Genomic DNA, 24,410 nt, shown 5'->3' on the forward strand with positions numbered 1-24,410 from the left:
GTGAGGTCAGGCTCAGGCCCAGGCTGTTACCGCTGACGATGGCTACCATGATTTTTGTCCGATCGGGGTTCAGAAAATGTACTGAACCACGTGGCAGGCGCCTACGGGCCTGGATGCCCCAAGCAAAAGGACACACCTTCGAAACGCGGTTCTCGCCAATGCATCCGGCGCTTACAGAGCTTGTTTAGAAGCTGACAAGATCTGTCGGGATTGGCTAAACAAGTCTCAGCATGTGCGGATGCATTTCGCAAATCATGAGTCGTTCGGTCGCGGCTTGAAAGCGAGCTCCAGTAGGCGTCGAGGGGAGCCCCTAGTCGGCGCCTCCGGCAACGTGCCCTCCCGCATCAGCTGCTCGCCGGCCATGATCAAGAGGATCATGATGTGCCGCGTGTTCGTCAGCGGGATTGAGGTGCGAAACGTCGCCCAGAGGCGAGCCTCCCGAAACCTGTTGTCTATCGGTGGCCCGCCAATCCCCCTCGATCGTGTTCGCCTTGAACTTGGGAGCGGACGACGGCAACGCCATAGAGCTCTTGGCAGTACGTGGCGCGGTGACGCGCGACAAGGTGGCCATGACGGGTCCAGCAAGAAACCGCCACCGGAGCCTCACCACGATTTGCAGGTGCGCGTCATCTCAGTTGTCAGATCCCCCGATCCAACGAGTGGCGATGCACTGCGGACAAGAATGGCTGCCGCTTGAAGGTTCAATACCGTCGCGCCAGGAGGGATCAGGAGCCAACTGCGGATCAAACTGCTCGGCCCGCTTCAGGCCACACAGCAGTTCGTCGCATACCCTCTTTCTCTGCACGAAGGCGACTCGCAGCCTAGGTGATATGGTGCTCCTATGGGGAGGCATTCAACTAACGATAACCAAAGACACGTAAATGCCCTATTACCGTTGGTTGTGCAGGGTGGGTCCAACGCAATCAATAGCGTCGCTACACGTGGCAGGCGGCGCAACTTCTTGCAGCTCCAGGTCGGCCGCCGGGTTCACCGGGATTTCTCCAACGCGCGTGAGCCATTTAGGGAAGCCGCGCAAGGGCACCAGCTTGCAGCGCTGCCCGGCGATGGACAGTGGAATTCCATTCTTATTGCGGTAGTGGTGCAGCCAGCGTTGGTAGCGTTCGAGCACGGCACGGCTGACCTGGCTCGGATGACCCACGCCGCGCTCTTCGACCCAGCCAATGAAGTCCAACACGTAGCGACCAGCTGTCGCGATGCCCATTGGACGGTAGCGCCCAGGGCTTCGAGGTAGCGATGCATTGCGGCCGCCCGGCCTTGCGCAACGCGGGGAGTGGATCTGCCGACCGGCGGCGCGGCCGGTGTCGGCGCTACCGTTGTTAACGCGTACGCTGGGGGCGAGTGTCGAGGAGTTGATCGGCGAGCCACAGACGGCGGCGCGCAAGCTGATGCAACATGTCGAGCGCATCAGCGCGCCGCCCAAGACGCAGCAGCGCACCGCAATGATCGCCGGGGAAACCTTGTCCGATAACGAGGCATGGCGGCACGAGTTCTGGGACGAACTTCAACACCAGTGCGAGGGCGCGGTGGACAGCGCGCTGTGCAGGACACCCCGCCGCCCGACACGTGCGCGATTTCCGAGACCGCTTGCAGCATGCCCCGCGCCCGGTTGAAGACAAGGCGATAGACGCGGTTCATGGGCTTCTTCTCCTGCTTTTTCTTGTGGCTTGACGAGGCACGGCGATGGCGCGACGGATGCACGACCGCGCCATCCTACGTATCGTTTTTGCGCGGCGCGCTGGACCAAGGTCCAATGACAAGTCAACGGGCGTCTAGTGGTTAACACTGCGCGCGATTCGATTGACCTGCCAAAAAGGTCGCCCTAAACTTTGCGTACAGGTTCAGATTTAAAGACCATCTGTGAGATGGCTTTGTCGCGCCTGCATGGTTTGCATCGTCCTCTTGCGGATTATTCCAATGGAGACAACTGTGCAACCCAACGCGATCAAGATCCGCGGCATCGACGATGTCATCGCCTACCTGGATTCACGCCAGGGCATCGTCGGCCGGGCTGCCGTCATCTGGTGGCTCGCACTCGGCGGATTGTTCCTCGACGCCTTCTCTAATTCCGCACTGAGCGCGGGTCTCGGACCCATGACGCGCAACCTGTCCCTCACCGCGGGCCAGGTGGCGCTGATGACCTCGATGGCTTCGTGGGTCGCCATCGCGTTCAATCCGATCGGTGGCTGGATGGCGGATCGCTGGGGCCGCATACGCCCGCTCGTCCTGGCCAAGCTTCTGGCCGTGATCGGCGCCGTGCTGGTGGTCTTCGCACCCAGCTTCGAGGTGATTCTGGTCGGACGCTTTTTCGTCGGCGCGGCCTATGGCATCGACTTCGCCATCGCGATGGCGGTGCTTGCCGAATTCACGCCGGCCAAGCTCAAGAGCCGGCTCAACACCTGGCAGGGCATGTGGTACGCCGCGGTCTGCACCAACCTGCTGCTGGCGCTGCTGTTCTATTCGTGGGAAGTGGGTGACTCGATCTGGCGTTACTCGGTGGCCGCGACCGCCGTCTTCGGCATCACGATCCTAGTGCTGCAGCTTGCGCTGCTGGTCGAAAGCCCGATCTGGCTCGCCCGCAAGGAACGACTCGACGACGCGGCACGCGCCATGAGCCGCATCTACGGCCAGCCCTTTGCCGCCGCCCCCAGGAACGAACGCCTGCCGGTGCTCAATCAGGCCCGCCGCGGCGCGGCCAACGTGCTGCTGATCTTTCGGGGCGTGTACCTGCAGCGCACGATCCTCGCGGCGACCGTGCAGATCGGTCAGTCGATCCAGTACTTCGCCGTGGGGTGGTACTTGCCGCTGATCAGCGCGACGCTGTTCGGCAAGGACTTCGCACAGGCCACCGTCGGCGCGCTGGCCTTCAACGTGTTCGGCATCTTCGGCGGCTTCCTCTCGCCCTGGATCGGCCGCAAGCTCGGCCTGCGCCGCGCCTCGGCCTTCGGCTTCGCGATGGTGTTCGTGATGCTGCTGACGCTCGGCCTGTTCCATGGACACATGCCGCTGTGGCTGGCCGTGACCGTGCCTTCGCTGTTCATCCTGTTCCATTCGGGCGGACCCGGCGCGAACGGCAAGAGCCTGTCGTCGCTGTCGTTTCGCAGCGAACTGCGCGCAGGTGCGAACGGCATCATCGGCGCGCTGGGCTCGATCGGCGCGGCGCTGGGGCTGCTGGTGTTTCCGCTGTTCCGCGAAAAGTACGGGCTCGAGCACACATTCCTGATCCTGTCAGTCGTGCCGCTCATTGCCAGCGTGATCTGCTTCGTGATCCGCTGGGATCCGACGCGCACCACCATCAATCCGGACAACGAGGCCGATGCGCCGCAATTCAAGGACGACGTGCACCCGACCGTCGAGTCGCTGCGTCCAGCCGTGGGAAAAATGAACTGATGACCATCGCTCAGGATGTGATCCTCTCCATCGACGAGGGCACCTCGGGAACCCGGGCGGCCGTCGTCGGCCGCGACGGGCATGTCTCGTGCCTCGAATACGCGCCGCTGCAGGTCGACACTCCGCGCCCCGGCGTGGTCGAGCAGGATGCGAATGCGATCCTCGACAAGACGCTGGCCGTCTGCCGCGCGGCCATCGCTCGCGCCAGCAACGAAAACCTGCGCATCGTCGCGCTCGCCATCGCCACGCAGCGCTGCTCGGCAGTGCTCTGGGACACGCGCACCGGCCAGGCGCTGGTGCCCGCGATGGTGTGGCAGGACACGCGCTACGTCGACGAGTTGAACAGGCTCGCGCCCGACTGGGACGCGCTCCTGGTGCGCCAGATGGGCCGGCCGGCCGGCGTGCGTTCGCCCTATCTCTGGGCCGCGCACCACCTGCGCGAAACGCCCGCCGTCGCCCGCGCATTCGACGAACGCCGCCTCGCCTTCGGAACCATCGACAGCTGGCTGCTGTGGCACCTCTCAGACCAGCGCGCCTGCGTGACCACGCCGACCAACGTGACCTCCGGCAGCGCCTACGTGCTGGCCGGCCATCACTACCAGCTCGACTGGATTGACGCCCTCGGCTTTCCGCGCGAACTGCTGCCCGAATTGCGCGAGGACGCTGACCGGTTCGGCAACACCCGCGCCGAACTGCTCGGCATCGACGTCCCCATCCTGGCCTGCGCGGGCGACCAGCATGCTGGCGCCATCGGCCTGGGCTGCCTCGACCGCGAGCAGGCCATGTGCGTGCATGGCACTGGCAGCTTCGTCGACGTGATCACCGGCCCGGTGCAGCCCGCCAACGCGGGCCTGCACGACGGTACCCTCACGATGACGGCGCGCCGCGCGCACGGCGTCTCGCACTTCGCCGTCGAGACCTTCGTGGCGACGACCGGCTCCGCCCTGAACTGGGTTTGCGAGAAGCTGCTGTGGTTCGACAACGCGGCGCAGATCAGCGCGCTGGCGGCCACCGCCGGCTCCTCGCGCGAGGTCACCTTCATTCCTGCGCTGACCGGTCTGCGCGTGCCCGCCATGGAGCCCGCCGCGCGCGCATCGCTCACCGGCATTTCGATGGCGACCACGCGCGCCGAAGTGGCCCGCGCGATCCTCGAGGGCATCGCGCATTCGGTGGCTTCGTGCATCCAGGCGAACGAGGAAGTGTCGGGCGGGCGCGTCAGCGAACTCGTCGTCGGCGGCGGTCTTTCGGGCAGCTCGGCGCTGCTGCAGATCCAGGCCGACCTCACGGGCATGCCGGTACGGCGCACGAAGGAAACCGACCGGGCCAGCCTGCGCGGCATCGCCTTCCTCGCCGGATCGTCCGGCCTCCTGTGGGACTCGCTGCAAGAAGCCCGCACCACGCTGGTCACCGACGCGATGTTCGAGCCCCAGGTCGGCGCCGATGAACGCAACGCGAGGCGCGCCCTCTGGCACGCCCGCGTTGCATCGGAACTCGCACACACGCGCAACTTCAATCACGCTTCAACAGGAGAGATTTCCTCATGATGGTCCTGCCATCCCTGCGGCCCGACAAAGACCGGGCCGAGATGACAACCACCGAACCGCTGCGACTGAGCCGGCAGGAACAGCTCACGCACCTGGCCGACGAGCAGTTCGACATGTTGATCGTCGGCGGCGGCGTCACCGGCGCCTATGCGGCGCTCGACGCCAGCCTGCGCGGCTACCGCGTGGCGCTGGTGGAAAAGGACGACTTTGCCTTCGGCACGTCGTCCAAGTCGTCGAAGATGGTTCACGGCGGCCTGCGCTACATCGAGCAGGGCAACCTCGGCCTGGTGCGCCACTCTCTGCTGGAGCGCCAGCGCCTGCGCCGCAATGCCCGGCACCTGGTGCAGCGCCTGCCTTTTCTTTTTCCGGTGATGGAGCGCGAGGGCGTGTTCGACAAGCGCCTGGCCAAGGCCTTCGAAGGCCTGCTCTGGACCTACGACATCGCGGGCGGCTGGCGCGAGGGCATCCTGCACCAGAAGCTGACCAAGGCCGAGGTGCTGTCGCATTGCCCGACCTTTCGCGAGGAGCACCTGACCGGCGGCTTCATGTACTTCGACGCGCGTGTCGACGACGCGCGGCTCACGCTCAACATCGCGCGCACCGCCGCCTTCCATGGCGCAACGGTCGTCAATCACGCGAAGGCCATCGAGATCACGCGCAACGCGCACGGCAAGGTCGACGGTGCCATCGTCCAGGCCGATGGCCGGGAGATCCGCGCGCGCGCCGGCGTCGTCGTCATGGCGACTGGCGTGTGGCTGCGCGACTGGGACGGCCGCAAGAAAAACGACGAGAAGACGCTGAACGTGCGCCCCGCCAAGGGCGTGCACGTGGCCATTCCGTGGCTGAAGATCCGCAACGACTGCACCGTGACGATCCCGGTGCCGGGCCGCAACCGGCGCGCGACCATCACGCGCTGGGGCAACGTCTCCTACCTCGGCACCACCGACGAAGACTACGAGGGCAACCTCGACGACGTGTGCTGCACCCGCGAGGAACTCGACTTTCTGCTCGACGGCGCGCGCTCCGCGCTGAAAACCGATCTGCAGGCCGAAGACGTGGTCGGCAGCATCGCCGGCTGCCGACCGCTGGTGGCGCCGCCGGGCGGCAAGACGCTGGAGATCAAGCGCAACCACGAAATACGCACCGCGCCCGACGGCCTGCTGACCATCGTGGGCGGCAAGCTCACGACCTCGCGCCACATGGCCGAGCAGACCATCGACGCCGCGCAGAAGGTGCTCGGCAAGCGTAACGGCTGCAAGACCAAGTCGGCCTTCCTGCTGGGCGCGGCCGGCTACGACGCCCAGGCGATCACCGCTTCGGGCGGCATCTCGGCGCATCTGGGCGAGCGCTACGGCACCGAGGCGCGCTTTGTCAGCGACATCCTCCAGGCCGAACCCGGCCTGCTGAAGCCGATCGTCGAAGGCCTGCCGTACAGCGAGGCCGAAGTCGTCTACGCGGCGCGCCACGAACTCGCCTGCACCGTGGACGATGTGTTATCGCGGCGCATCCGCGCACGCCTCATGGCGCGCGACGCCTCGGGCCGCGCGGCGGCACGGGTCGGCGAAATCCTGCAGGCCGAACTCGGCCTGTCCACTTCGGAAACGGCGCAGCAGGTAGCCAGCTACCGCGCCGCGATCGAGCATGAAAAATCCATCCTGATGGGAGTGAAGTAAATGATCAGCAAAGACGCCATCCAACGCGGCTACAACCGCCGCAACTATGTCGTCGGCGCCCACACGCCGCCGGCCTACGCCAAGACCATCACGGCCACCGACGGCCCGCCGGGCCTGCAACGCGCTCCGGTCACGGTGGTCGCCGCCCACATCGATGCGCTGCGCCAGGTCGCTGACGAAGTGCTGACCGACACCGGCAGCGTCGTCGAATGGACGCGCGACTGGTGGGCCGGCTCGATGGTCAGCGAAACCGCAGGCAAGCCCGCGACACCGCAGGCCGTGATCGTGCGCGCCTCAACCGTCGAGCAGATCCAGGCCGTGATGCGCATCGCGAACGCCGCATCGATTCCGGTCACCGTCTCCGCGGGCCGCAGCAACGTAACGGGCGCTGCGCTGCCGGTGCGCGGCGGCATCGTGCTGGACGTGTGCGAGCTCAACAAGCTGATCGGCTTCGATGCCGATAGCCAGATCGTCGAGGTCGAGGCCGGCATGTTCGGCGACGTGTTCGAAGAGACCATCCAGCGCGAGCACAAGATGACCATGGGCCACTGGCCTTCATCCTTCGGCATCAGCACCGTCGGCGGCTGGGTCGCCTGCCGGGGTGCAGGCCAGCTCTCGACGCGCTACGGCAAGATCGAGGACATGGTGTTCGGCATGGACGTGGTGCTGGCCGACGGCAGCCTGATTACCGTGGGCGGCTATTCGCGCGCGGCAGTGGGTTCCGATCTGCAACAGCTTTTCATCGGCTCCGAAGGCACGCTCGGCGTGATCGTGCGCGTGCGGCTGAAGCTGCACCGCCTGCCCGACTACGGCCGCGCCATCGCCTATGGTTTCGACAGCTTCGCCACCGGCCTGCAAGCCTGCCGCGAGATCATGCAGCGCGGCGCGAACCCGGCGGCGCTGCGGCTGTACGACGCGTTCGAAAGCAAGGTGCAATTCGAGCTGGCCGACACACACGTGCTGCTGATCGCCGACGAAGGCGCGCCCGAAATGGTGGACGCGGTCATGACCATCAGCGAACGCGTCTGCAAGGAACTCGGCCGGCCACTGGACGGCCCGGTCATCTTCGAGCGCTGGCTCGACACGCGCTACCTCACCGGCAAGAGCGCCGAGGGTTTCAAGCGCAGCCCCGGCTTCGTGGCCGACACGCTGGAGATGAGCGGCCGCTGGAGCGACCTGCCCGCCATCTACCACGCGGTAGTGGCAGCCCTCAATGCGGTACCCGGCACGCTCGCGGGCTCGGCCCACCAGTCGCACGCCTACGTGGACGGCGCCTGCCTCTACTTTTCGCTGCGCGGCGAAGTGGAAGTGGAAAACCGGGGCCGCTGGTACCGCCAGGCCTGGGACGCCGCGAATGCGGTGCTGGTGCGCCACAATGCCGCGCTGAGCCACCACCATGGCGTCGGGTTGCTGCGTGCGCCATACATGGCCGATTCGCTGGGCAGCGCCTTCCCCGTTCTCGAGGCGATCAAGCGCACACTCGACCCGAAGAACATACTGAACCCGGGCAAGCTCGGCCTGACCGACAAGCTGCCCCAGACCGAAGACTGAGTTTCACCGAATGGACCGCTCCCTCGGCGCGCGCCTTGCGCGGCACCCGATCATCGCGACGCTCTACGGCGCGGAGCAGATCGACGCCTTCATCGACAGCACCACCGAAATCGCCATCGTGGCGAACGTGGAACTGCGCAAGCTGCACGCCGTGGTGGCGACCATCACCCGCGCCGACAAGATCGCCATCGTCAACATCGACAGCTGCGAAGGCATCTCGCCGGACAAGGGAGGCGTGGAATACCTGGCCGAGATCGGCGCGACCAGCCTGGTATCGACCCGCGTGGCCACCATCCAGCGCGCCAACCGGGCGGGCCTTCTCACGATGCAGAAGGTGTTCGTGACCGACCGTTCGACGTGGCCGCGCAGCGTGAAGGCGCTAGAGCAGAGCGACCCGAACCTGGTTCAGCTGATGCCGGCGCCCATGCTCTCGCACATCTCCGCCAAGGAGCGCAACGCACTTCCGCCGATCGTGGCTTCGGGCTTCGTCGTCTCCCCCAACGACGTGCGCAGCGCACTGGCGGCCGGTGCGGTGGCGGTGTCGACGAGCGACGCTGCCATGTGGAGTCTCGACATCAAGCCGCTCAACGTCGACGAACCGCGCCCGCGCTAGCCAAGTGTCCTGAGTCTCGGCCCTCGTCCCGTCATGCGGGCATCACCGGTTGACCCAGTTTCTACTGCAGCTGCGGCGGGATCAACCAGGCGGCGACATCGCCGGGAAACCCTGGCGGATAGACGTCCACCAGCCGCAGCGGCCTGCCGGACCAGGCCTGGGAAAGGCAGCAGATGGAGAGCGCGCGCCGAACTCGAGGAGCGTGTGAGCGGCGGCATGGCGCCGGCTCGGAGTGGGGCCTCACGCGGCTGTGGAAGGACCTGCGACTACGAGCAGCACTTCCGCCACTTTCTTGCTCGTGCAGATCAGCCGGTGCGGCACGGAGGCGTTGAAATGCACGCAGTCTCCGGCGACCAGGTCTTCGGTCTTGTCGTCGAGTTCGAGACTGACCTCGCCGCTCAGGACATAGATGAGTTCCTCGCCCTCGTGGTCGCTCTTCAGGTGCTTCGCGCCTTTGTCCCGACCGGGCTGCAACACGAAGGCGACCACGCGCTGACCGGGTGCCGTGCCCGCGACCAGCCGCGGGGCGCCTTCGTCTTTTTGCTTCGCCTTGGCGTCGGCGGCGCGCGTGATCGTGACCGAGCTGCTCGTCGATGCCTGGCCGAACAACTCGTCCACCGGCAGCTTCAACGCCTTGGCGAGTTTCAGCGCAACGCCGACCGACGGGTTGGCCAAACCACGCTCCACCTTGGAGACATAACTGCGCGTGAGCTCAGCTGCTTGCGCAAGCTCTTCCAACGTCATTCCCGCCTGGGTGCGCAGGAGTTTCAACTTGATCGTCATGGTTTCTTGTAGGACACATGAGTCCTATCGTACATTTGAGTCCTTAGCCGCGACACAGATTTGTCGCCGCACCGTTGGGTTCTTTTGGAGTATGTCATGTCGAATTTCCCATCTTTTCGCTGGAAAGATCCATTTCTCACTGCCGCGGCCCTGCTCGGCGCGGTGCTGTGCGCGGCCACGATCGTGGCCCTTCCCCGGCCCGCTTTTGCGCAGGCGGCCTACCCCGCCAAACCCATCAAGCTGATCGTGCCGTTCGGCGCGGGCGGCATCACCGACGTCGTGGCGCGCCTGGTGGGACAGAAGCTGGGCGAAGAGCTCAAGCAGTCGGTGATCATCGACAACCGCGCCGGCGCGGGCGGCAACATCGCGGCGCAGGCGCTCGCCCAGGCCGCGCCCGATGGCTACACGCTGCTGCTGGGCACGGTCGGCACGCAGGTCGTCAACAAGATGATCTACAGCAAACTCGCCTATGACGCGAGCGCCTTCGCGCCCGTCTCGCTGGTGAGCAACTCGCCGTACGTGCTGGTCGTGAACGACGCGCTGCGCGTCGACGATGTGAAGGGCCTGGTGGCCTATGCCAAGGCCAACCCCGGCAAGCTCAACGCCGGCTCCGCGGGCAATGCCAGCTCGCCGCACCTGGGGCTGGAGCTTTTCAAGATCGCCACCAACACCGAGATCGTCCACGTGCCGTTCAAGAGCGGTGCCGAGGCCATCAACGCCGCGCTGGGCGGGCAGGTGCAGATCGTGATCGACGCCATTCCCGTCATCCGCAGCCAGGTCCAGGCCGGGCGCCTGAAGGCCCTGGTCATCGCCGACGACGCGCGCAGTGGCGCCATGCCGAAGGTGCCAACCAGCGCCGAAGCCGGTGTGCCGACCTTCCTGATCGGGTCGTGGAACGCATTGCTCGCGCCACCGGGCACGCCCAAGCAACAGACCACGCTGTTGTCCGAGGCCCTGGCGCGGGCCCTGGCCCGCCCCGAGCTGCAGGCCAAGCTGGCCGAGATCGGCGTCGAGCCGCTGCCTACGGGTGAAGCGGCTTACCTGAAGCATGTGCGCAGCGAGACCGACAAGTGGACGCGCATCACCAAGGCCGCCGGCACCAAGGTGGACTGACCGCCATGCGCATCATCGACACGCAACGCTCCGGCAACTGCTGGAAGGTCCGGCTCCTGGCGAGCTTCGTGGGCATCGATCTGCAGCGAACCACGCTGTCGATCGACCGGGGCGACCTGCAGTCCGTAAGCTTCCTCGCCAACGCGCCGATGAAGCGGGTGCCCGTGCTCGAACTGGACGACGGCCGCATGCTGAGCGAGTCGGGCGCCATCCTTTTCTATCTGGCGCAGGGCACGCCGTGGTGGCCCCAGGCGCTCCACGAGCAAGCGCAGACGCTCGCATGGATGCACTTCGAGCAAGAGCAGCACATGCGACCGTTGGCCCAGTTGCGGCTGCACCTGGCCCTGCGCAAAGACCTCACGCCCGCCGACGCCCCTGCGCGCGCGTGGCGCCAGGAAGGCCACGACGCGCTGGCGATTCTCGAAGCGCGCCTGGCAACAGGCCGGCAGTGGGTCTCCACGGAAACGGCGCCGAGCATTTCGGACATCGCCTTGTATCCGTACACCCGCATGGCGCCGATGGGCGGCGTCGATCTTGCGCGCTACCCGCAGGTGCAGCGGTGGATCGACCGCATCGAAGGCCTGCCGGGCTACGCGCCTCTGTTTCCGGGACAACCGGACCTCACTCTTTCGACGCTCGAAACCTCGGGCTGACTTTTTCTCAACGCTGATACGGGAGCGATCGCTATGTCAGAAGACACTTTTTCCCTCAACAAAGAAGCCTTGATCGACAAGGCGAATGCCGAGATGGAAACGACCCTGTTGCCATCGGAGTACACGCTGCGCCAGAAGCTGGCGCTGACGTGCCGCATCCTCTTCGAGAACGGACACGACTCCGGCCTGGCGGGCCAGATCACCACGCGCACCGAGGTTCACGGCACCTACCTGACGCAACGCCTGGGCTTGGGCTTCGACGAGATTTCGGAAGACAACCTGCTGGTGGTCGATGAAGACCTGAACGTCAAGTCCGGCTCGGGCATGGCCAACCCGGCCAACCGCTTTCACTCGTGGGTCTACCGTGCGCGGCCGGACGTCAATTGCATCATCCACACGCACGCCTTGCACGCGGCGGCCCTGAGCATGCTCGAAGTGCCGCTGGAGGTTTCCCACATGGACAACTGCGTGCTGTACGACGACGTGGCCTTCGTTCCGAAGTGGCCCGGCGTGCCGGTCGGCAACGAGGAGGGCGAGCTCATCTCGACGGCACTGGGCAGCAAGCGCACCTTGATGCTCTCGCACCACGGCCTGCTGGTGGCGGCTGAAAGCGTCGAGGCCGCCTGCGTGCTGGCGATCGCGTTCGAGCGTGCGGCCAGGATGCAGCTGCTGGCCGCCGCTGCAGGGGCGATTCAGCCCATCGATCCGGCATTGGGCCGTGAAGCGCACGACTGGATCCTGCGTCCCAAGCGCAACGAGGCGGCCTTCGCGTACTACGCGCGCCGCACCTTGCGCACCGGCCGCCACGCGGACTGCATCCGTTCGCGCTGAACGGCGTGCATTCGATCCCTTCACCGAAAGATCCCCAAGCCATCATGAGCACGTCATTCAAAGGCATCATTTCCTACCCCGTCACGCCGTTCGACAAGGCCTCGGGCCGTGTCGACCTTGCAGCTGTGCGCGGCCTCATCGACCGTCTGGTCGAACGCGGTTCGCACGGCATCGCCCCGCTGGGCAGCACCGGCGAAAGCGCCTACCTGGACGACGCCGAGTGGGATGCTGTCGCCGAAGCGTCGATCCAGCAGGTCAACAAGCGCCTGCCGGTCATCGTGGGCATTTCCGACCTGACGACGCGCAACGCGGTGCGCAAGGCGAAGTTCGCGGAAGCGGCGGGCGCCGATGCCGTGATGGTGCTTCCGGTGTCGTACTGGAAGCTCTCGGACGACGAGATCTTTCGCCACTACGCCACGATCTCGCAAGCCGTGGGCGTGCCGATCATGGTCTACAACAACCCGGCCACCAGCGGCGTCGACATGAAGCCGGAGCTGATCGTCCGGATCGTCAAGGACATCGCGAACGCCACGATGGTCAAGGAAAGCTCGGGCGACATTCAGCGCATGCACACGCTGATGCAGCTGTCCGATGGCGGCATTCCGTTCTTCAACGGCAGCAACCCGCTGGCGCTCGAAGCCTTTGCAGCCGGCGCCGTCGGCTGGTGCACCGCCGCGCCCAACCTGATTCCCGAGTGGCCCCAGGCGCTCTACGACATCTGCGCCGCAGGCGACCTGGACCGCGCGCGCCGCGTGTTCTATGCCCAGCTGCCGATCCTGCGCTTCATCCTACAGGGCGGCCTGCCCAAGACGATCAAGGCCGGCTTGGGCCTGCGCGGCTTCGAAGCGGGTGTGCCGCGCGCGCCCCTGCTCGGACTCGATACCCCGGGCACCCAGATGCTGCAGGCCCTGCTGAAGGCTATCGACACGAAGCCCCCGACTGCGCTGTAGTCCTGCGCGGCCACGCAAGGTCCTGCGAAGCACGGGCCCCACCTCCACATCAGGAATCGGCGGACGCCGAAGCGGGCGGCCTGACCGGTGACTACCGTGCATGCACGGCCACTTGACGCATCCGTCGATCCGCGCGCAACCGCTCGACCTGCCCCTCGCTGCGCACCATCAAGAGCATCGGAATCCGGGCCTTTCCTGGTCTGCGCGGCGCCGAGGACGCACGCGAGCAAGCTGCACGAGTGCAGCAACGACTGAGGGGAACAGCATGCCTTACCCACCCACACCATGCCCGCATTGCGCTGGCGAGCACAGCGCGGCCTGGCATGCCGGGACCTGCTTGGGAACGGAACGGTGCCGAACAGCGAAGTCAAGCCAACACGAAGCGCTACGTGAATCGCCCGGGGCGCCGCGTCGTCTTCGTCCAGTGCAACGCCGACCCGAACGGGCCGTCCGGGTCGAAACGGCCAATGCCTCATCATCGCTCGCCCTGTGATTCCCAAACGCTCAACGGAAAACCTCTACGCTCGGACGATGGACTCGATCTCTGGTTCGAGTGACGAGCCTTCACGGACAAGCTTTTTTCCCCGCCGAAGGTCACTGGGCGAATTGACGGCCGTAATGCCCACGACAACGCCGGCAGCCAGGTGGAATACCGCGAACCGTCGAGCTGAAAGATCGCCCCGCACGACGTGCTCGTCGCCGGCGACCGCTCCGAAAACCTGAATGTTCAGATCGTATTGATCGGACCAGTACCCACAGATCTCCTGATACACGGCGCCGGGTTCGATCATGGACGCGCCCACGTGGCGCCCATGGGCCGCCGCGTGATGCCAGTTCTCCTGGCGCTGGTGGCCAACGACCCGGCCGTTGTAATGGAAGGCGACCTCCCCTGCCGCGTAGACCCCTGGGATGCTGGTGGCCCCGAAACCGTCCACCACGATTCCCTCGGGTGCGCATTGGATGCCGCATCGTTCGGCCAGATCGACCTCAGGTGTCACGCCGACCCCCACCAACACCACATCCACTTCCAGCGTGCGACCGTCGCTCCACGAAATGGTGTGACGGTTGCCTGAAAAATCGAACGCGCTGGGCGTTGCTCCGCACAGCACGCGCACACCGCGACTGCGGTGCTCCTCCTCCAGCACTTCGCTCAATTGCGGGCACGCTGCCCGGGACATGAGTCGGGGTGAAGCTTCGATCACGGTCGTTTCCACACCGAGGGCAACTGCAGTGGCCGCGACTTCGAGGCCGATGACGCCCCCACCGACGACCGCCAAGCTTGTCGCACTCTTGAGCGCACCTCGCAAGGCCACGGCGTCGTCCAATGTACGAAGGTAAAACACACCGGCCCCGGCAGGTGGCAGCCCCGACAAGACACGCGGGCGCGAACCCGTGGCCAGCAGCAGCTTGGTGTAGCCCACAACCGCGCCATCATCAAGAACCACACGCCGTTGCCGCGCATCGATCTCAGCCACGCATCGCCCGCGCAGCAGGCGCGTTGCAGGAGCGTCGAAAATCGCAGCGTCTCGCAAGTCTATGCGCGCTTCTGCGCCCGGTTCTTTGAGTACCTGCTTGGACAGCGGAGGCCGGTCGTAAGGCATCTGCCGCTCCTCGCCAATCATCGTCACCTGCCCGACGTAGCCCGCTTCACGCATGGCCTCCAAAGCGCAGACGGCAGCAAGGCCGGATCCGACGATGACAATGCCGGCTTCCTGCGCCCCGCCTGTCAGGATTTCAAGGGAGTCAGCCATGGCGGACCTCGGACTGCATGTCTTCGGGAGAGATCGCCTTCAATTGATCCGTCGCACCTTCAATGAAATCAACTCCCTTGGCCAGGACGATGGCCACCGAGCGAACCCGGTACCACTCGGGGTGAAGCGGCGACATCGGTCCCTGCCCGGCTTCCAGGCCATCGGCCATGCGCAGAAGCGACTTGCGGAAACCGACGATCGCTGCATCTCCGGAGCCCAGGTTCTCTCGGCTCCTGTCCACAATCGTCCCCATGCTTTCCTGAATCGCCGTGTCCTGCATCCCGATGCTGTCGATCCCGGTTGAGCTGCGCAGCCTTTGGGCATCGCGATCGATGCGGTAGTCGTTGGTGCGATTGATCAGAGGTCGGTAGGAGCCGTCCGGTACCACCTGAGCGTGTACGCCGCCGTGATCCAGTTCGTGTGCTTCAAGAGGCCGTTGTGCGTTCCACGTCATCGTGAACAGCCAGCAGTTGTGATCGTCGATAGGGACCCACGCATGACCCATGATCGGCCCACCAGTCTTGTTTGGTGCGATCATTGTGTAGAACGGCGCAAGAAACTGCGTGATGCGCCAGTAGTACTCTTCGTCGGTGGCATTGCGACGAGCGCCGATCGCCATCCCGTAATCGGTGTGACGAACAAAAAAGCGCGGTGCCGTATCCGATGCGAGATAGGGGATGGCCAGATTGGGGGAGATCTGACGCTGACGGAACGGCATCTGCGTGTCTTCGTTGAGCACGCTATGCAAGATCCCGACGTGACTCGAGTCAATGCCGCCCTCGACGCCTTGCGCAAAATTGGTTTCCTGAAGCCGCTTCGTAATATGACGATGCGCCGGTGGAACCACACCCCATTCAATTTCCGGCGGCACTTCAGGCATGCATTCAGGCTCGCCCATGTATGCCCAGATCAAGCCGCCCCATTCCACAATCGGGTAGGCCGTGATCTTCAACTCGTCCTTCAACGTGCTGTTGGCCGGTTCGGCCGGCATGTCGACGATGTTTCCCTTGATATCGAATTTCCAGCCGTGGTAGACGCAGCGCAATCCGCACTGCTCATTGCGCCCGAAGTACAGGTCGACGCGTCGATGGGGGCAATAGCGCTCGAGCAGGCCCAGACGACCTTCGGTGTCGCGAAAGGCGATCAGGTCTTCGCCGAGCAGGCGTACGCGCAGCGGCGTTCCATCGCGTTCGGACAACTCTTCCGGCATCAAGAATGGAATCCAGAAACGACGCATTGCTTTGCCCATCGGGGTGCCAGGCCCGACCCGGGTCAGTCTTTCATTGTCTTCTTTGCTGAACATAGGTGCTTCCGAGAGATTGGGTTACGGAGAAAGGGACAGTTGGCTATTCGAACCATCCGAAGATCGAGTCCTCCACGAGTTCGACTCGATGCGTCCCGATGGGGCGCTTGCACGGGAATTCGGTCGCAAGCCCGGTGCGAACATCGAATGCACCGCCGTGCAACGGACATTGAATTTGGTATCCATGCAGCTCGCCGGTTGCCAGGGATGCCTGGCCATGCGTGCACAACTCGTCTGTCATGAAGATCGCCCCCTCGATCCTGTAGAGGAGGTAGGCGCCGTCGCGTTCGACAGGACACACCCGGTACGGGAGGTCGGGCAGGATCTCCATGTCCTTGCACAGAAAGATCCGCTGGATCACGAGCCGACTCGCAAGGGCGAACCGATCTTTCTCAGAAGAGACAGCACGCTGAGTGCCGTGATGCGACCGGTCTTCGGATTCTCTGAAGGAATGTTCTCGATGGTCATCGAGAAGGATGCTGAGTCGGCATCGACGACGATCGTGTGCGTATTCCTCTTCAGCGCGGGGTCTGCCCAAATATCAAGTCTTGTCCTGTCGGGGCCGATCCCTGCCAGCGACAGCGCAACGGCAACATTCAAATTAGCGGGGAATCCCAAAGCAGCCTCGCGCGCGCTGCCGGAGAACACCTTCATGGGCTCCGAGATCTTTTCGATCGAGATGTTGTGCTGAGCCAGATAGGGGGCACCAAGCAAACCTTTCACCGGCTTGCGCGTCGTCATGGTGACCGAATGAATGGTGCCCTCGGCTGCGGCAGTGACAGCGTCCAGGCCGATCAAGGCGCCGGTAGGCACCATGATCTGCCCGCCGCCCTCCTTTGCCAGGTCCAGGAGATGCATGTTGGCGAGCAATGCCCCCGAACTCAGGACCACGACCTTTCGCCCGGCCTTGAGCGCCGGCGCAACGATATCCGGCACCAAGGCAGCGGGTGCGCATTCGATGACGACATTGCAGTCTCGCGCCAGACCTTCGAAGTCGGTGGTGATGGGACGCACCGAAAGCGCATCGAGGAAACCTGCGTATTTGGAGGCATCGCGCACTGCCACAGCGTGCAGACGCAATCCCGGGATCCCCTGATCCAGCAGCCCGGCCAAGGACTTGCCAATCGCGCCAAGTCCCGCGATTCCGACCTTCAACGAGGTCCCAGCAAACGAAGAATTCATTGGGTGTTCCGAGCAACTGTTTGCCCTGTTTAAGTTGAGCAAATCGTAGGTGTGCGCGGCCAACACCAACAAACGATTCTTTTGCAGTCGATGCATGACCGCGAGTCATGCATTGCGCCGGTTCATCGACAGCTTCGGCATCTGCGTGCAGGTCGCACTTGGCTGGTGCAGTTTGGCAAACCTTCGGGTTAAACCCGATCCCTGTGGCTCGATTTTGCTGGCCCACTTCCTGCATTCTGGACCCTGCATACTGCATACAAAGAGCCGAGATGGCTAGTTGTCTGTTTCATCTCAAAGGAAAAAGGATCGCCTCATGAGCTACGGTACTCACATCTCTCCCGCGCAGATTCGGCCCGCCAGTCACTTCATACATCCCAGTTGGCGAATGGCGGCCATCGCATTCATCGGGATGGCGTTCGGCCAGACGTCGATGACGTTCCTCACGTTTGGAACGTTCATGAAGCCCCTGGGCGAGGAATTCGGATGGAGCCGTGGGCAGGCGGCCGCGGCGCTGTCCATCATTTCGGTGATGCTGCTCATCTTTACCCCGGTTGCCGGACGCCTGATAGATCGGCATGGCGCCAGACGCGTGCTGCTGCCTTCGATGACCGGCTTGGGCTTGGTTCTTTGCACCATGTTCTTTCTGACCAGCTCACTCGCACACTTCTATTTGATGTTTGCGATCCTGGGCATCGTGGGCGTCGCGGCGAACAACGTGTCTTACGTCAGGGTGCTGATCGCGTGGTTCACAACCCGTCGCGGATTGGCCATTGGCATCGCGTCAGCCGGAACAGCGGCCGGACAGTCGATCGGGATCGGCCTGGCCCAATACCTGATCACCGACCATGGCTGGCGTATCGCCTACGTGGGACTCGGGCTGGCGGTTTTGCTGATCGGCCTGCCGATCGTCGCGTGGCTCCTGCGCGATCTGCCCAGCGACGTGGGACTGGCCCCCTACGCCAAACCGACGCATGGTGGCGCCGCGATCGATGCCGCCTTTTCGATCGACCGCAAGGAAGCGCTGCGCATGCCCGTCTTCTGGGCACTGCTTGCCATCGCGTTCCTGATGGCGACGGCGCTGCACGGCATCCAGATTCACTTCGTTCCGATGCTCCTGGATGCGGGCATCCATCCTGGTCAGGTCGCCGGGGTGATCGTGTCGTTGCTGACGTTTGGGGCCATCGTCGGTCGCATCGTGACAGGCATGCTGTTCGACCGCTTCTTCGCGCCGCGCGTTGCCATGTTCGTGTTCATGTTGCCAATCGTTGGCTTGTTCTTCGTGCTGGAGAACGTCGGCATCTGGGGGCTCTATGCCGGCGCACTCTTCTTCGGCATCGGACTGGGCAGCGAATCCGACGTTCTGGGCTATTTCACAAGTCGGTACTTCGGTCTGGAGTCCATGGGTGAACTCTACGGTCTTGTCTTCGGCGCGTTCATGGGCGGGACTGCGCTGGGTCCCGTGCTGTATGGCGTCATGCAGTCGCACTACGGCAACTATCGCATCGCGCTGTTTTGCTCGATCGGGATGCTGGCTGCCGTTTGCCTGCTGTGCGCGATGCTGCCGCGCTTCAAGGATCTGCGAGACGTCTGATCGCGTCCGGCGGACGACGACATCAACGCCGAGTCCGTCCTTTCTCGCTTCACAGCCCTCACTGACGTGAGTGAGCTGATCGCACGCTGCGCCCGTCACAGCACAGCCCCAACCTCGTCATGAAAATCCATGAAACATCCAATGAAACGCCCTCTGGCCGCCATGCTGATTGCGTGCGGCGCGCCCGCCTTCGCGCAGTCCACGGTATCGATCTACGGCATCGTTGACGCCGCCGTCGCCTACATCGACAAAACGGGCAGTGCCGGGTTCACGATCAAGAAGCTGACCTCCAACGGTTCCACGCCGTCGAGAATCGGCTTTCGCGGGACCGAAGATCTGGGTGGCGGCTACCGCGCCAACTTTGTCTTGGAAACTGGCTTCGCCCCCGACACCGGAACCCTTTCTCAAGGCGGTCGCTCGTTTGGCCGCCAATCCACGGTGGGGCTTGAAACACCGTACGGGGAAGTGGTGCTGGGTCGGCAATACACGTTTCGCTATGCGCTGTACGGTTCCGACTACATGGGGGACAACCTCTTCGGCGTGGGCTCCGTCGACCCCTACATTCCCAATGATCGCGCCGACAACTCCATCGGCTACCGGTTTACCTACGGCAGGTTCAACTACCGCGCGGTCTACAGCTTCGGGCGCGACGTGGCCGCAACCGGCGGTCCTGCAGCCACCAACTGCCCCGGTGAACAGGCCAGTGATCACAAGGCCTGCACGCAGCTTTCAATGCTCGGCACCTACGACGGCGATGGCTGGGGAGTCGCTGCCGCTTACGACAAATTGCGCGGCGCACCGGGCATCCGCTTCGAGGACCTGAACTCGAGCAGGTACTACGATCTTCGAACCACACTGAATGGTTATGTCACCGTGTTCAAGGGCCGGATCGGCGTGGGCTGGATCGGACGAAAGCACGAGAGCGCAACGCCGTACCGACAGTCCATCGGCTGGGTGTCGTTGACTCAGGAAATTGCGCCATTGGTCCATTTGGACGCGACGCTCTATCGAATCAACCGTCGCCACAGCCGCGATGACGCCTGGTTCCCGGTGGCCCGGCTGCGCTACCTCCTGTCCACCCGCACCAACCTGTATGCCACGGCGGGCTACATGCACAACCAAGGGGCGTCTGCACTCTCGGTCGACGGCCAGTCGCCCTCCCTCGCGGGCAAGAAGCAGTTCGGGGTGGCACTGGGCATCCGCCACAACTTCTGAACTCCCCATGCCGGCGAAAAGCCTCTGGACACAGACGGAAATTCTGTGCATACTGCATACACAGAACATTGACGCCATGCGGCGTTGATGTCCTGCATTGCAGGAAGCGCGCCGGCCGCGCCCCTTCCCTCACTTTGAAATTTGCCCATGAGCACCTCTCCCATCTGGCTATGCAAGGCCGCCGACGTCGGTACCGAACGCCCCCGTCAAGTCTGTCCCAAGGGCAGCGAAGAGGCACTTGCCGTTTCCCGCATCGGAGACGAATTTTTCCTGACCGAAGACACATGCACGCACGCGCTGGTGTCGCTCTCGGACGGGCACATCGAAGACGGCGTGCTTCATTGCCCGCTGCACGGCGGCGCCTTCGACATCCGCACCGGCAAGGCACTCGAGTTTCCCTGCACAAAGGCGCTCAAGACCTATGCAATTGAACGCAAGGGCGATGACCTCTACGGCCTTCTTGCGTAGTTGAGAGCCAACCAGTTCGAAGCGCGCAGTCGTGAGCCAATCACTTCGACTTCCGCCCCTGCCGGCACTGCGCGCATTCGAGTCCGCAGCTCGCCAGTTGTCGTTCACGCAGGCGGCGCACGAACTGCACGTCACGCAGGGCGCCGTCAGCCGCCAGGTTCGCGCGCTCGAACAATTCCTGGGCGTGAGGCTTTTCGACAGATTCACCCGACGCATCGAACTGACCGAGAAGGGGAAGGACTACTTCTCGGCCGTCCAGGCTTCTCTGTGCAACATAGAGCAGGCCACGAAGATGACGATGGGCGATGCCCACCGACGCGTCACTCTGGATGTACTGCCGACGCTTTGCACCCTCTGGCTGATGCCTTTGCTGCAGGAGTTCACGGAGACGCACCCGCACATCGAGCTTCGGATCGATTCTTCACTTGACCCTGTCGACTTCCGGACCCATCAGGCGGACGTTGCGATCCGGGTGGGCCGGCTACCAGGCCGGCAATATGCCGCCGCTGCGCCGCGCATCGACCTCGAGATGGCACGCAGTTGGAAGGACGTGCAGGCAGACTTTCTCTTCCCCGACGTTCTCGTGCCCGTGATGTCGCGCAAGTTGCTTTCGCAAGGCCGCCCGGTCGAGCGCGCTGCCGACGTATTGAACTACCGGCTGATCCACACCGCGAATCGAAAGCATGCGTGGGGAGATTGGCTCGCCCACCATCGCTTGGGACCTCCCGCCAAAGCACCTTCTTTGGATTTCGGCCATTTCTTCATGGCGATCCGAGCAGCCAAGGACTGCAAAGGCATTGCCATCGTTCCCAGGATATTTCTCGAGAGCGTGCTTGGGGACGCCGAGATGGTTTGCCCTCTTGAATCACAACTCGAAAGTGCGGGTGGGTACTACATGCTGACTCGCCAGTCGTCGACGAGCGAGCCGGCCACACAGGAAATCAGGCGATGGGTCTTGTCCGTTGCCCACCGATCCTTCAGCCGCGCCGCCACTGAAGGCGCGCCGAGCCCTTTCTAACCTCCACCAAAAAAGGAATCCTATGGCCAAAGTAATAATGGGAATTGCGTCTTCTCACAGTCCAGCGCTGTTGATGGAGCCATCTGCATGGCTCGCACGCGCGGCGCAGGACGACCAGAACCTCTTTGCGCTGCATGACTTCGACGGCAAGCGGGTCTCCTACCAGGAGCTGCTTTCAAGAGCCGATCCCGCGCTGACGGAGCAAATAGTTCCGGAGGTCATGCACAAGCGCCACCAAGCCAATCAGGCGGCGATGGCTGAACTTACGCGTCGCCTGGATGCAGCGTCTCCAGACCTTCTGATCGTGCTCGGTGACGATCACAAGGAAGTCTTCGACGAAGACAACATGCCATCGATCTCCGTCTTTTGCGGCGACTCGCTTCCCTACAAGGCGCAGGGAATCATGAAATGGAAGTACGACCCTCGCCTGAACCAGGAGCTCTGGTATCCGCAAGAGGAAAGAGACTACCCGGTGGATGCGCCGCGCGCGTTGCGGCTCATCGAAGACTTGATGGGTGCCGGGTTCGATCCGGCGCATTCGCGCTACATGGCTGCCGGACAAGGCATGAGCCACTCCTTCGGATATGTGTACTACAAGATCATGTCCGAGCACACGTATCCTGTGATTCCGGTCAGCATCAATACGTACTATCCGCCCACCCAGATCACGCCGCGGCGGGCGTACCAGCTTGGCCAAACCACTCGCAGGCTCGTGGAGTCTTGGCCTGACGACCTGCGCGTGGCGATCGTGTCCACAGGTGGGCTCAGCCATTTTGTCGTCGACGAGCAGTTCGATCGCGATTTCTTGCGGGTCATGGCGTCCGGGGACATCGAGCAGCACGCGGCGCTGCAGCTCGAGAAGCTCCAGTCGGGCAACTCCGAGTTTCGCTGCTGGTCGGCCCTCGCGGGCGCGGTAGAGGGCATGAAGATGAATCTCATCGACTACATTCCTTGCTATCGCAGCCCTGCCGGTACGGGATGTGCAATGGCGTTCGCCACCTGGGAATGAAGCTCCTCACGTGCCTTATCTGACAATCGGCGAGAGCCGAATCTACTTCGAGCAACATGGGGCGGGCCCGAGCCTCGTCCTGCTTCATGGAGTCGGCGGCAATCACGCCAGCTGGTTCGCGCAGATTGCCGGCCTGAGCCATCGTTGGCGCCTGACGACGCTGGATCTTCGCGGATTCGGGAATTCCACCGATGTGGAGCAATCAGGACGCGAAAGCTTTGCGGACGATCTTGTCGCCATCTGGCGCGAATTGAGGCTCGAGGGCTCGGTGCTCATCGGCCAGTCCATGGGCGGCGGTGCAGCCATGGCGTTCGCTGCCGAGCACGCGGCGCGGCTGCGCGCATTGGTGGTGGCGGACTCTCTGGTTGGTCTGGAATTGCCGCCCGCCGCGCGCGAGCGAATGGCAGTTGCAGAGGCTGCCACCGCCGACCTTCCCCAGGTCGAGCGCGTGCTTGGCTCACGCGTTCGGACAGCCATGCCCGAACGCGTTGCACTCTATCAACAGCTCGCGAGTTTCAACAGCGTCACCCTGCGAACGCTCAAGGGTGCACCGCGGCGCGTGACCCTGGAGAGCCTCGAGCGCAGCGGACTGCCCATCCTGTTCATTGTGGGCCAGGAGGATGTGCTCTTTCCACCGCAAGCCATGCGCGCGGTCCACGAGCGGCTTGCGAATTCGAACTACGCAGAGATCGAAGGCGCCGGTCATTCGGCTCACTTCGAAGACCCGGACGCGTTCAACCGGGTGCTCACGGATTGGCTGGAACGGCTTGCGTGCCCGCGATAGGGGGCGATGCTTGGTACGGAGTGCTCGATCCCCGAAACGTGCCAGCGTCCCGCGTGGAAGCACTACACCGCACTTTCGCCTGCAGCCTTGCCGCGCCTGAGATCAGGTCCAATTTCGCCAAGCAGGGACTGCTACCCAGGGAAGAAGGTTCACAACAGATACGGGATCTCATGCGGACCGAGCAAACCAAGTGGGTCAAGATTGCAAAGACGTACCGTCTGCAACTGAAGCAGGATTGAGTCGCGCCCCTGCCCTTACCCGGTCATGAAGCGACCGAAAACTTCTTGATCAACTCCTGCATATAGACGCGCGTGCACTCCTCGGCCGCATCTCCGTCGCAGCGCTCGATCGCTGCGAACACACGTTCATCATGGAACACAGCCAATGCGCGATTGGCCGGATCTCTGTAGAACTCGTTTCGCACTGCCAGGAATTGGTCTTCCAGCATCAGTGCGCAACGTTGCAACGGGACGTTCGTGCACATTTTTCGCCACGAGAGCCGGAACTGGTAACTGCTCTCTGCGAAAGCAGCGAAGCGATTGGCCTGCTGTGCCTGCTGCTCCTTTTCGAGCGCCTTGCCCAACAACTTGATGTCTTCCGCGCTTGCATCCGTTGCCGCATGGCGGGCCACTCGTGGGTCGATCAACAAGTGCGCCTCAAGCCGGTGCGCGATGTCGCGTGGCGTGTCCGCAGGCAGCATGAAACCGCGATCGCTGGTGACGATCAGGCCATCACGCGCCAACTGGAAAAGCGCCTCCCGCACCGGCGTGCGCGACACACCGAAACGCGCAGCCACCTCGACCTCAAGCAGTCTGGAGCCGGGACTGATCGTGCCGTTGCGAAGCTCAAGCCTTAGCGCGTCGTAAACCTGTTCGCGCAAAGGAGCGCTTTGGACTATCAGAGAAGCACGTGCCATGGAAAAACTCGCTGGAAAAGAAGCAAAAAGTGGATGCGCTGCCCCGAGGAAACC

Annotated in this window: 23 protein-coding genes; 15 read left to right on the forward strand and 8 right to left on the reverse strand. The window is 63.6% G+C overall.

The window, feature by feature from the left end:
- Positions 1 to 889 precede the first annotated feature (889 nt).
- Positions 890 to 1,222, reverse strand: a complete 333-nt coding sequence (locus tag AC07XP_RS11060) for a hypothetical protein (protein ID WP_495264662.1) — start codon at positions 1,220 to 1,222, stop codon at positions 890 to 892.
- A gap of 203 nt (positions 1,223 to 1,425) precedes the next feature.
- Positions 1,426 to 1,656 (reverse strand): ESPR domain-containing protein, encoded by a 231-nt coding sequence (locus AC07XP_RS11065; protein WP_495264663.1) that lies wholly within the window; start codon positions 1,654 to 1,656, stop codon positions 1,426 to 1,428.
- A gap of 291 nt (positions 1,657 to 1,947) precedes the next feature.
- Here AC07XP_RS11065 and AC07XP_RS11070 point away from each other — a divergent pair, with 291 nt between their 5' ends.
- Genes AC07XP_RS11070 through AC07XP_RS11090 form a run of 5 tightly spaced genes read left to right on the forward strand, consistent with a single transcriptional unit; the run spans position 1,948 to position 8,789 of the window.
- Positions 1,948 to 3,408 carry an MFS transporter gene (locus AC07XP_RS11070; RefSeq protein WP_495264664.1) on the forward strand — a complete coding sequence of 487 codons (1,461 nt, stop codon included), beginning with the start codon at positions 1,948 to 1,950 and terminating at the stop codon, positions 3,406 to 3,408.
- Positions 3,408 to 4,952 (forward strand): FGGY family carbohydrate kinase, encoded by a 1,545-nt coding sequence (locus AC07XP_RS11075; protein WP_495264665.1) that lies wholly within the window; start codon positions 3,408 to 3,410, stop codon positions 4,950 to 4,952. Before AC07XP_RS11070 ends, AC07XP_RS11075 begins: the two co-directional genes overlap by 1 nt.
- Positions 4,949 to 6,625, forward strand: coding sequence for a glycerol-3-phosphate dehydrogenase/oxidase (locus AC07XP_RS11080; RefSeq protein WP_495264666.1), 1,677 nt, complete (start codon positions 4,949 to 4,951; stop codon positions 6,623 to 6,625). The genes AC07XP_RS11075 and AC07XP_RS11080 overlap by 4 nt, the downstream gene beginning before the upstream one ends.
- Entirely contained in the window at positions 6,626 to 8,176 is a 1,551-nt protein-coding gene (locus AC07XP_RS11085; protein WP_495264667.1) for an FAD-binding oxidoreductase, read from the forward strand.
- Positions 8,177 to 8,186: 10 nt separating this feature from the next.
- Positions 8,187 to 8,789, forward strand: a complete 603-nt coding sequence (locus AC07XP_RS11090; RefSeq protein ID WP_495264668.1) for a glycerol-3-phosphate responsive antiterminator — start codon at positions 8,187 to 8,189, stop codon at positions 8,787 to 8,789.
- A gap of 240 nt (positions 8,790 to 9,029) precedes the next feature.
- Here AC07XP_RS11090 and AC07XP_RS11095 read toward each other — a convergent pair whose 3' ends face one another.
- Entirely contained in the window at positions 9,030 to 9,572 is a 543-nt protein-coding gene (locus AC07XP_RS11095; protein WP_495264669.1) for a helix-turn-helix domain-containing protein, read from the reverse strand.
- 96 nt (positions 9,573 to 9,668) lie between these two features.
- Here AC07XP_RS11095 and AC07XP_RS11100 point away from each other — a divergent pair, with 96 nt between their 5' ends.
- Genes AC07XP_RS11100 through AC07XP_RS11115 form a run of 4 tightly spaced genes read left to right on the forward strand, consistent with a single transcriptional unit; the run spans position 9,669 to position 13,119 of the window.
- On the forward strand, positions 9,669 to 10,685 hold the full coding sequence (locus AC07XP_RS11100; protein ID WP_495264670.1) for a Bug family tripartite tricarboxylate transporter substrate binding protein: 1,017 nt from the start codon (positions 9,669 to 9,671) through the stop codon (positions 10,683 to 10,685).
- 5 nt (positions 10,686 to 10,690) lie between these two features.
- A complete protein-coding gene (locus AC07XP_RS11105; protein WP_495264671.1) occupies positions 10,691 to 11,338 on the forward strand; it encodes a glutathione S-transferase family protein in 648 nt (215 codons plus the stop codon).
- A 33-nt stretch (positions 11,339 to 11,371) separates the two neighbouring features.
- Positions 11,372 to 12,169 (forward strand): aldolase, encoded by a 798-nt coding sequence (locus AC07XP_RS11110; protein ID WP_095745943.1) that lies wholly within the window; start codon positions 11,372 to 11,374, stop codon positions 12,167 to 12,169.
- Positions 12,170 to 12,213: 44 nt separating this feature from the next.
- Positions 12,214 to 13,119, forward strand: a complete 906-nt coding sequence (locus AC07XP_RS11115) for a dihydrodipicolinate synthase family protein (protein ID WP_495264672.1) — start codon at positions 12,214 to 12,216, stop codon at positions 13,117 to 13,119.
- Between the two features lie 518 nt (positions 13,120 to 13,637).
- On the opposite strand, the gene AC07XP_RS11120 is transcribed toward AC07XP_RS11115, so the two are convergent.
- From AC07XP_RS11120 to AC07XP_RS11135, 4 genes are read right to left on the reverse strand one after another with little or no spacing between them, the layout of a single operon-like run.
- The gene (locus AC07XP_RS11120; protein WP_495264673.1) at positions 13,638 to 14,870 is read right to left on the reverse strand and encodes an NAD(P)/FAD-dependent oxidoreductase; all 1,233 of its coding nucleotides are present in this window, start codon (positions 14,868 to 14,870) and stop codon (positions 13,638 to 13,640) included.
- A complete protein-coding gene (locus AC07XP_RS11125; protein WP_495264674.1) occupies positions 14,863 to 16,173 on the reverse strand; it encodes a Rieske 2Fe-2S domain-containing protein in 1,311 nt (436 codons plus the stop codon). Before AC07XP_RS11125 ends, AC07XP_RS11120 begins: the two co-directional genes overlap by 8 nt.
- A gap of 43 nt (positions 16,174 to 16,216) precedes the next feature.
- Positions 16,217 to 16,534: a Rieske 2Fe-2S domain-containing protein gene (locus tag AC07XP_RS11130; protein WP_495264675.1), complete on the reverse strand. Its 318-nt coding sequence runs from the start codon at positions 16,532 to 16,534 to the stop codon at positions 16,217 to 16,219.
- Positions 16,531 to 17,355: an aspartate dehydrogenase gene (locus AC07XP_RS11135; protein WP_495264740.1), complete on the reverse strand. Its 825-nt coding sequence runs from the start codon at positions 17,353 to 17,355 to the stop codon at positions 16,531 to 16,533. Before AC07XP_RS11135 ends, AC07XP_RS11130 begins: the two co-directional genes overlap by 4 nt.
- A 313-nt stretch (positions 17,356 to 17,668) precedes the next feature.
- Here AC07XP_RS11135 and AC07XP_RS11140 point away from each other — a divergent pair, with 313 nt between their 5' ends.
- From AC07XP_RS11140 to AC07XP_RS11165, 6 genes are all read left to right on the forward strand, one after another.
- A complete protein-coding gene (locus AC07XP_RS11140; protein ID WP_495264676.1) occupies positions 17,669 to 18,946 on the forward strand; it encodes an MFS transporter in 1,278 nt (425 codons plus the stop codon).
- A gap of 141 nt (positions 18,947 to 19,087) precedes the next feature.
- On the forward strand, positions 19,088 to 20,161 hold the full coding sequence (locus AC07XP_RS11145) for a porin (RefSeq protein WP_495264677.1): 1,074 nt from the start codon (positions 19,088 to 19,090) through the stop codon (positions 20,159 to 20,161).
- Positions 20,162 to 20,308: 147 nt separating this feature from the next.
- Positions 20,309 to 20,629, forward strand: a complete 321-nt coding sequence (locus AC07XP_RS11150) for a non-heme iron oxygenase ferredoxin subunit (protein ID WP_495264678.1) — start codon at positions 20,309 to 20,311, stop codon at positions 20,627 to 20,629.
- A 31-nt stretch (positions 20,630 to 20,660) separates the two neighbouring features.
- Positions 20,661 to 21,647, forward strand: a complete 987-nt coding sequence (locus AC07XP_RS11155) for a LysR substrate-binding domain-containing protein (RefSeq protein ID WP_495264679.1) — start codon at positions 20,661 to 20,663, stop codon at positions 21,645 to 21,647.
- A 22-nt stretch (positions 21,648 to 21,669) separates the two neighbouring features.
- On the forward strand, positions 21,670 to 22,656 hold the full coding sequence (locus AC07XP_RS11160) for a DODA-type extradiol aromatic ring-opening family dioxygenase (protein ID WP_495264680.1): 987 nt from the start codon (positions 21,670 to 21,672) through the stop codon (positions 22,654 to 22,656).
- Positions 22,657 to 22,666: 10 nt separating this feature from the next.
- Positions 22,667 to 23,440, forward strand: coding sequence for an alpha/beta fold hydrolase (locus AC07XP_RS11165; protein WP_495264681.1), 774 nt, complete (start codon positions 22,667 to 22,669; stop codon positions 23,438 to 23,440).
- A gap of 262 nt (positions 23,441 to 23,702) precedes the next feature.
- Here the strand turns inward: AC07XP_RS11165 and AC07XP_RS11170 are convergent, their stop codons facing one another.
- Complete coding sequence (locus AC07XP_RS11170) at positions 23,703 to 24,356, reverse strand: GntR family transcriptional regulator (RefSeq protein WP_095745954.1); 654 nt, start codon at positions 24,354 to 24,356, stop codon at positions 23,703 to 23,705.
- Between the last annotated feature and the right edge of the window lie 54 nt (positions 24,357 to 24,410).

It is taken from the genome of Variovorax sp. GW531-E2 (assembly GCF_059423125.1).

What these genes read in the sequence shown, in the direction of transcription:
- AC07XP_RS11100 (WP_495264670.1), top strand. Translation starts at nt 9,669, where the DNA reads ATGTCGAATTTCCCATCTTTTCGCTGGAAAGATCCATTTCTCACTGCC.
- AC07XP_RS11150 (WP_495264678.1), top strand. Translation starts at nt 20,309, where the DNA reads ATGAGCACCTCTCCCATCTGGCTATGCAAGGCCGCCGACGTCGGTACC.
- AC07XP_RS11125 (WP_495264674.1), bottom strand. Translation starts at nt 16,173, where the DNA reads ATGTTCAGCAAAGAAGACAATGAAAGACTGACCCGGGTCGGGCCTGGC.
- AC07XP_RS11110 (WP_095745943.1), top strand. Translation starts at nt 11,372, where the DNA reads ATGTCAGAAGACACTTTTTCCCTCAACAAAGAAGCCTTGATCGACAAG.
- AC07XP_RS11115 (WP_495264672.1), top strand. Translation starts at nt 12,214, where the DNA reads ATGAGCACGTCATTCAAAGGCATCATTTCCTACCCCGTCACGCCGTTC.
- AC07XP_RS11085 (WP_495264667.1), top strand. Translation starts at nt 6,626, where the DNA reads ATGATCAGCAAAGACGCCATCCAACGCGGCTACAACCGCCGCAACTAT.
- AC07XP_RS11060 (WP_495264662.1), bottom strand. Translation starts at nt 1,222, where the DNA reads ATGGGCATCGCGACAGCTGGTCGCTACGTGTTGGACTTCATTGGCTGG.
- AC07XP_RS11105 (WP_495264671.1), top strand. Translation starts at nt 10,691, where the DNA reads ATGCGCATCATCGACACGCAACGCTCCGGCAACTGCTGGAAGGTCCGG.
- AC07XP_RS11065 (WP_495264663.1), bottom strand. Translation starts at nt 1,656, where the DNA reads ATGAACCGCGTCTATCGCCTTGTCTTCAACCGGGCGCGGGGCATGCTG.
- AC07XP_RS11090 (WP_495264668.1), top strand. Translation starts at nt 8,187, where the DNA reads ATGGACCGCTCCCTCGGCGCGCGCCTTGCGCGGCACCCGATCATCGCG.
- AC07XP_RS11095 (WP_495264669.1), bottom strand. Translation starts at nt 9,572, where the DNA reads ATGACGATCAAGTTGAAACTCCTGCGCACCCAGGCGGGAATGACGTTG.
- AC07XP_RS11170 (WP_095745954.1), bottom strand. Translation starts at nt 24,356, where the DNA reads ATGGCACGTGCTTCTCTGATAGTCCAAAGCGCTCCTTTGCGCGAACAG.
- AC07XP_RS11080 (WP_495264666.1), top strand. Translation starts at nt 4,949, where the DNA reads ATGATGGTCCTGCCATCCCTGCGGCCCGACAAAGACCGGGCCGAGATG.
- AC07XP_RS11160 (WP_495264680.1), top strand. Translation starts at nt 21,670, where the DNA reads ATGGCCAAAGTAATAATGGGAATTGCGTCTTCTCACAGTCCAGCGCTG.
- AC07XP_RS11120 (WP_495264673.1), bottom strand. Translation starts at nt 14,870, where the DNA reads ATGGCTGACTCCCTTGAAATCCTGACAGGCGGGGCGCAGGAAGCCGGC.
- AC07XP_RS11145 (WP_495264677.1), top strand. Translation starts at nt 19,088, where the DNA reads ATGAAACGCCCTCTGGCCGCCATGCTGATTGCGTGCGGCGCGCCCGCC.
- AC07XP_RS11140 (WP_495264676.1), top strand. Translation starts at nt 17,669, where the DNA reads ATGAGCTACGGTACTCACATCTCTCCCGCGCAGATTCGGCCCGCCAGT.
- AC07XP_RS11135 (WP_495264740.1), bottom strand. Translation starts at nt 17,355, where the DNA reads ATGAATTCTTCGTTTGCTGGGACCTCGTTGAAGGTCGGAATCGCGGGA.
- AC07XP_RS11075 (WP_495264665.1), top strand. Translation starts at nt 3,408, where the DNA reads ATGACCATCGCTCAGGATGTGATCCTCTCCATCGACGAGGGCACCTCG.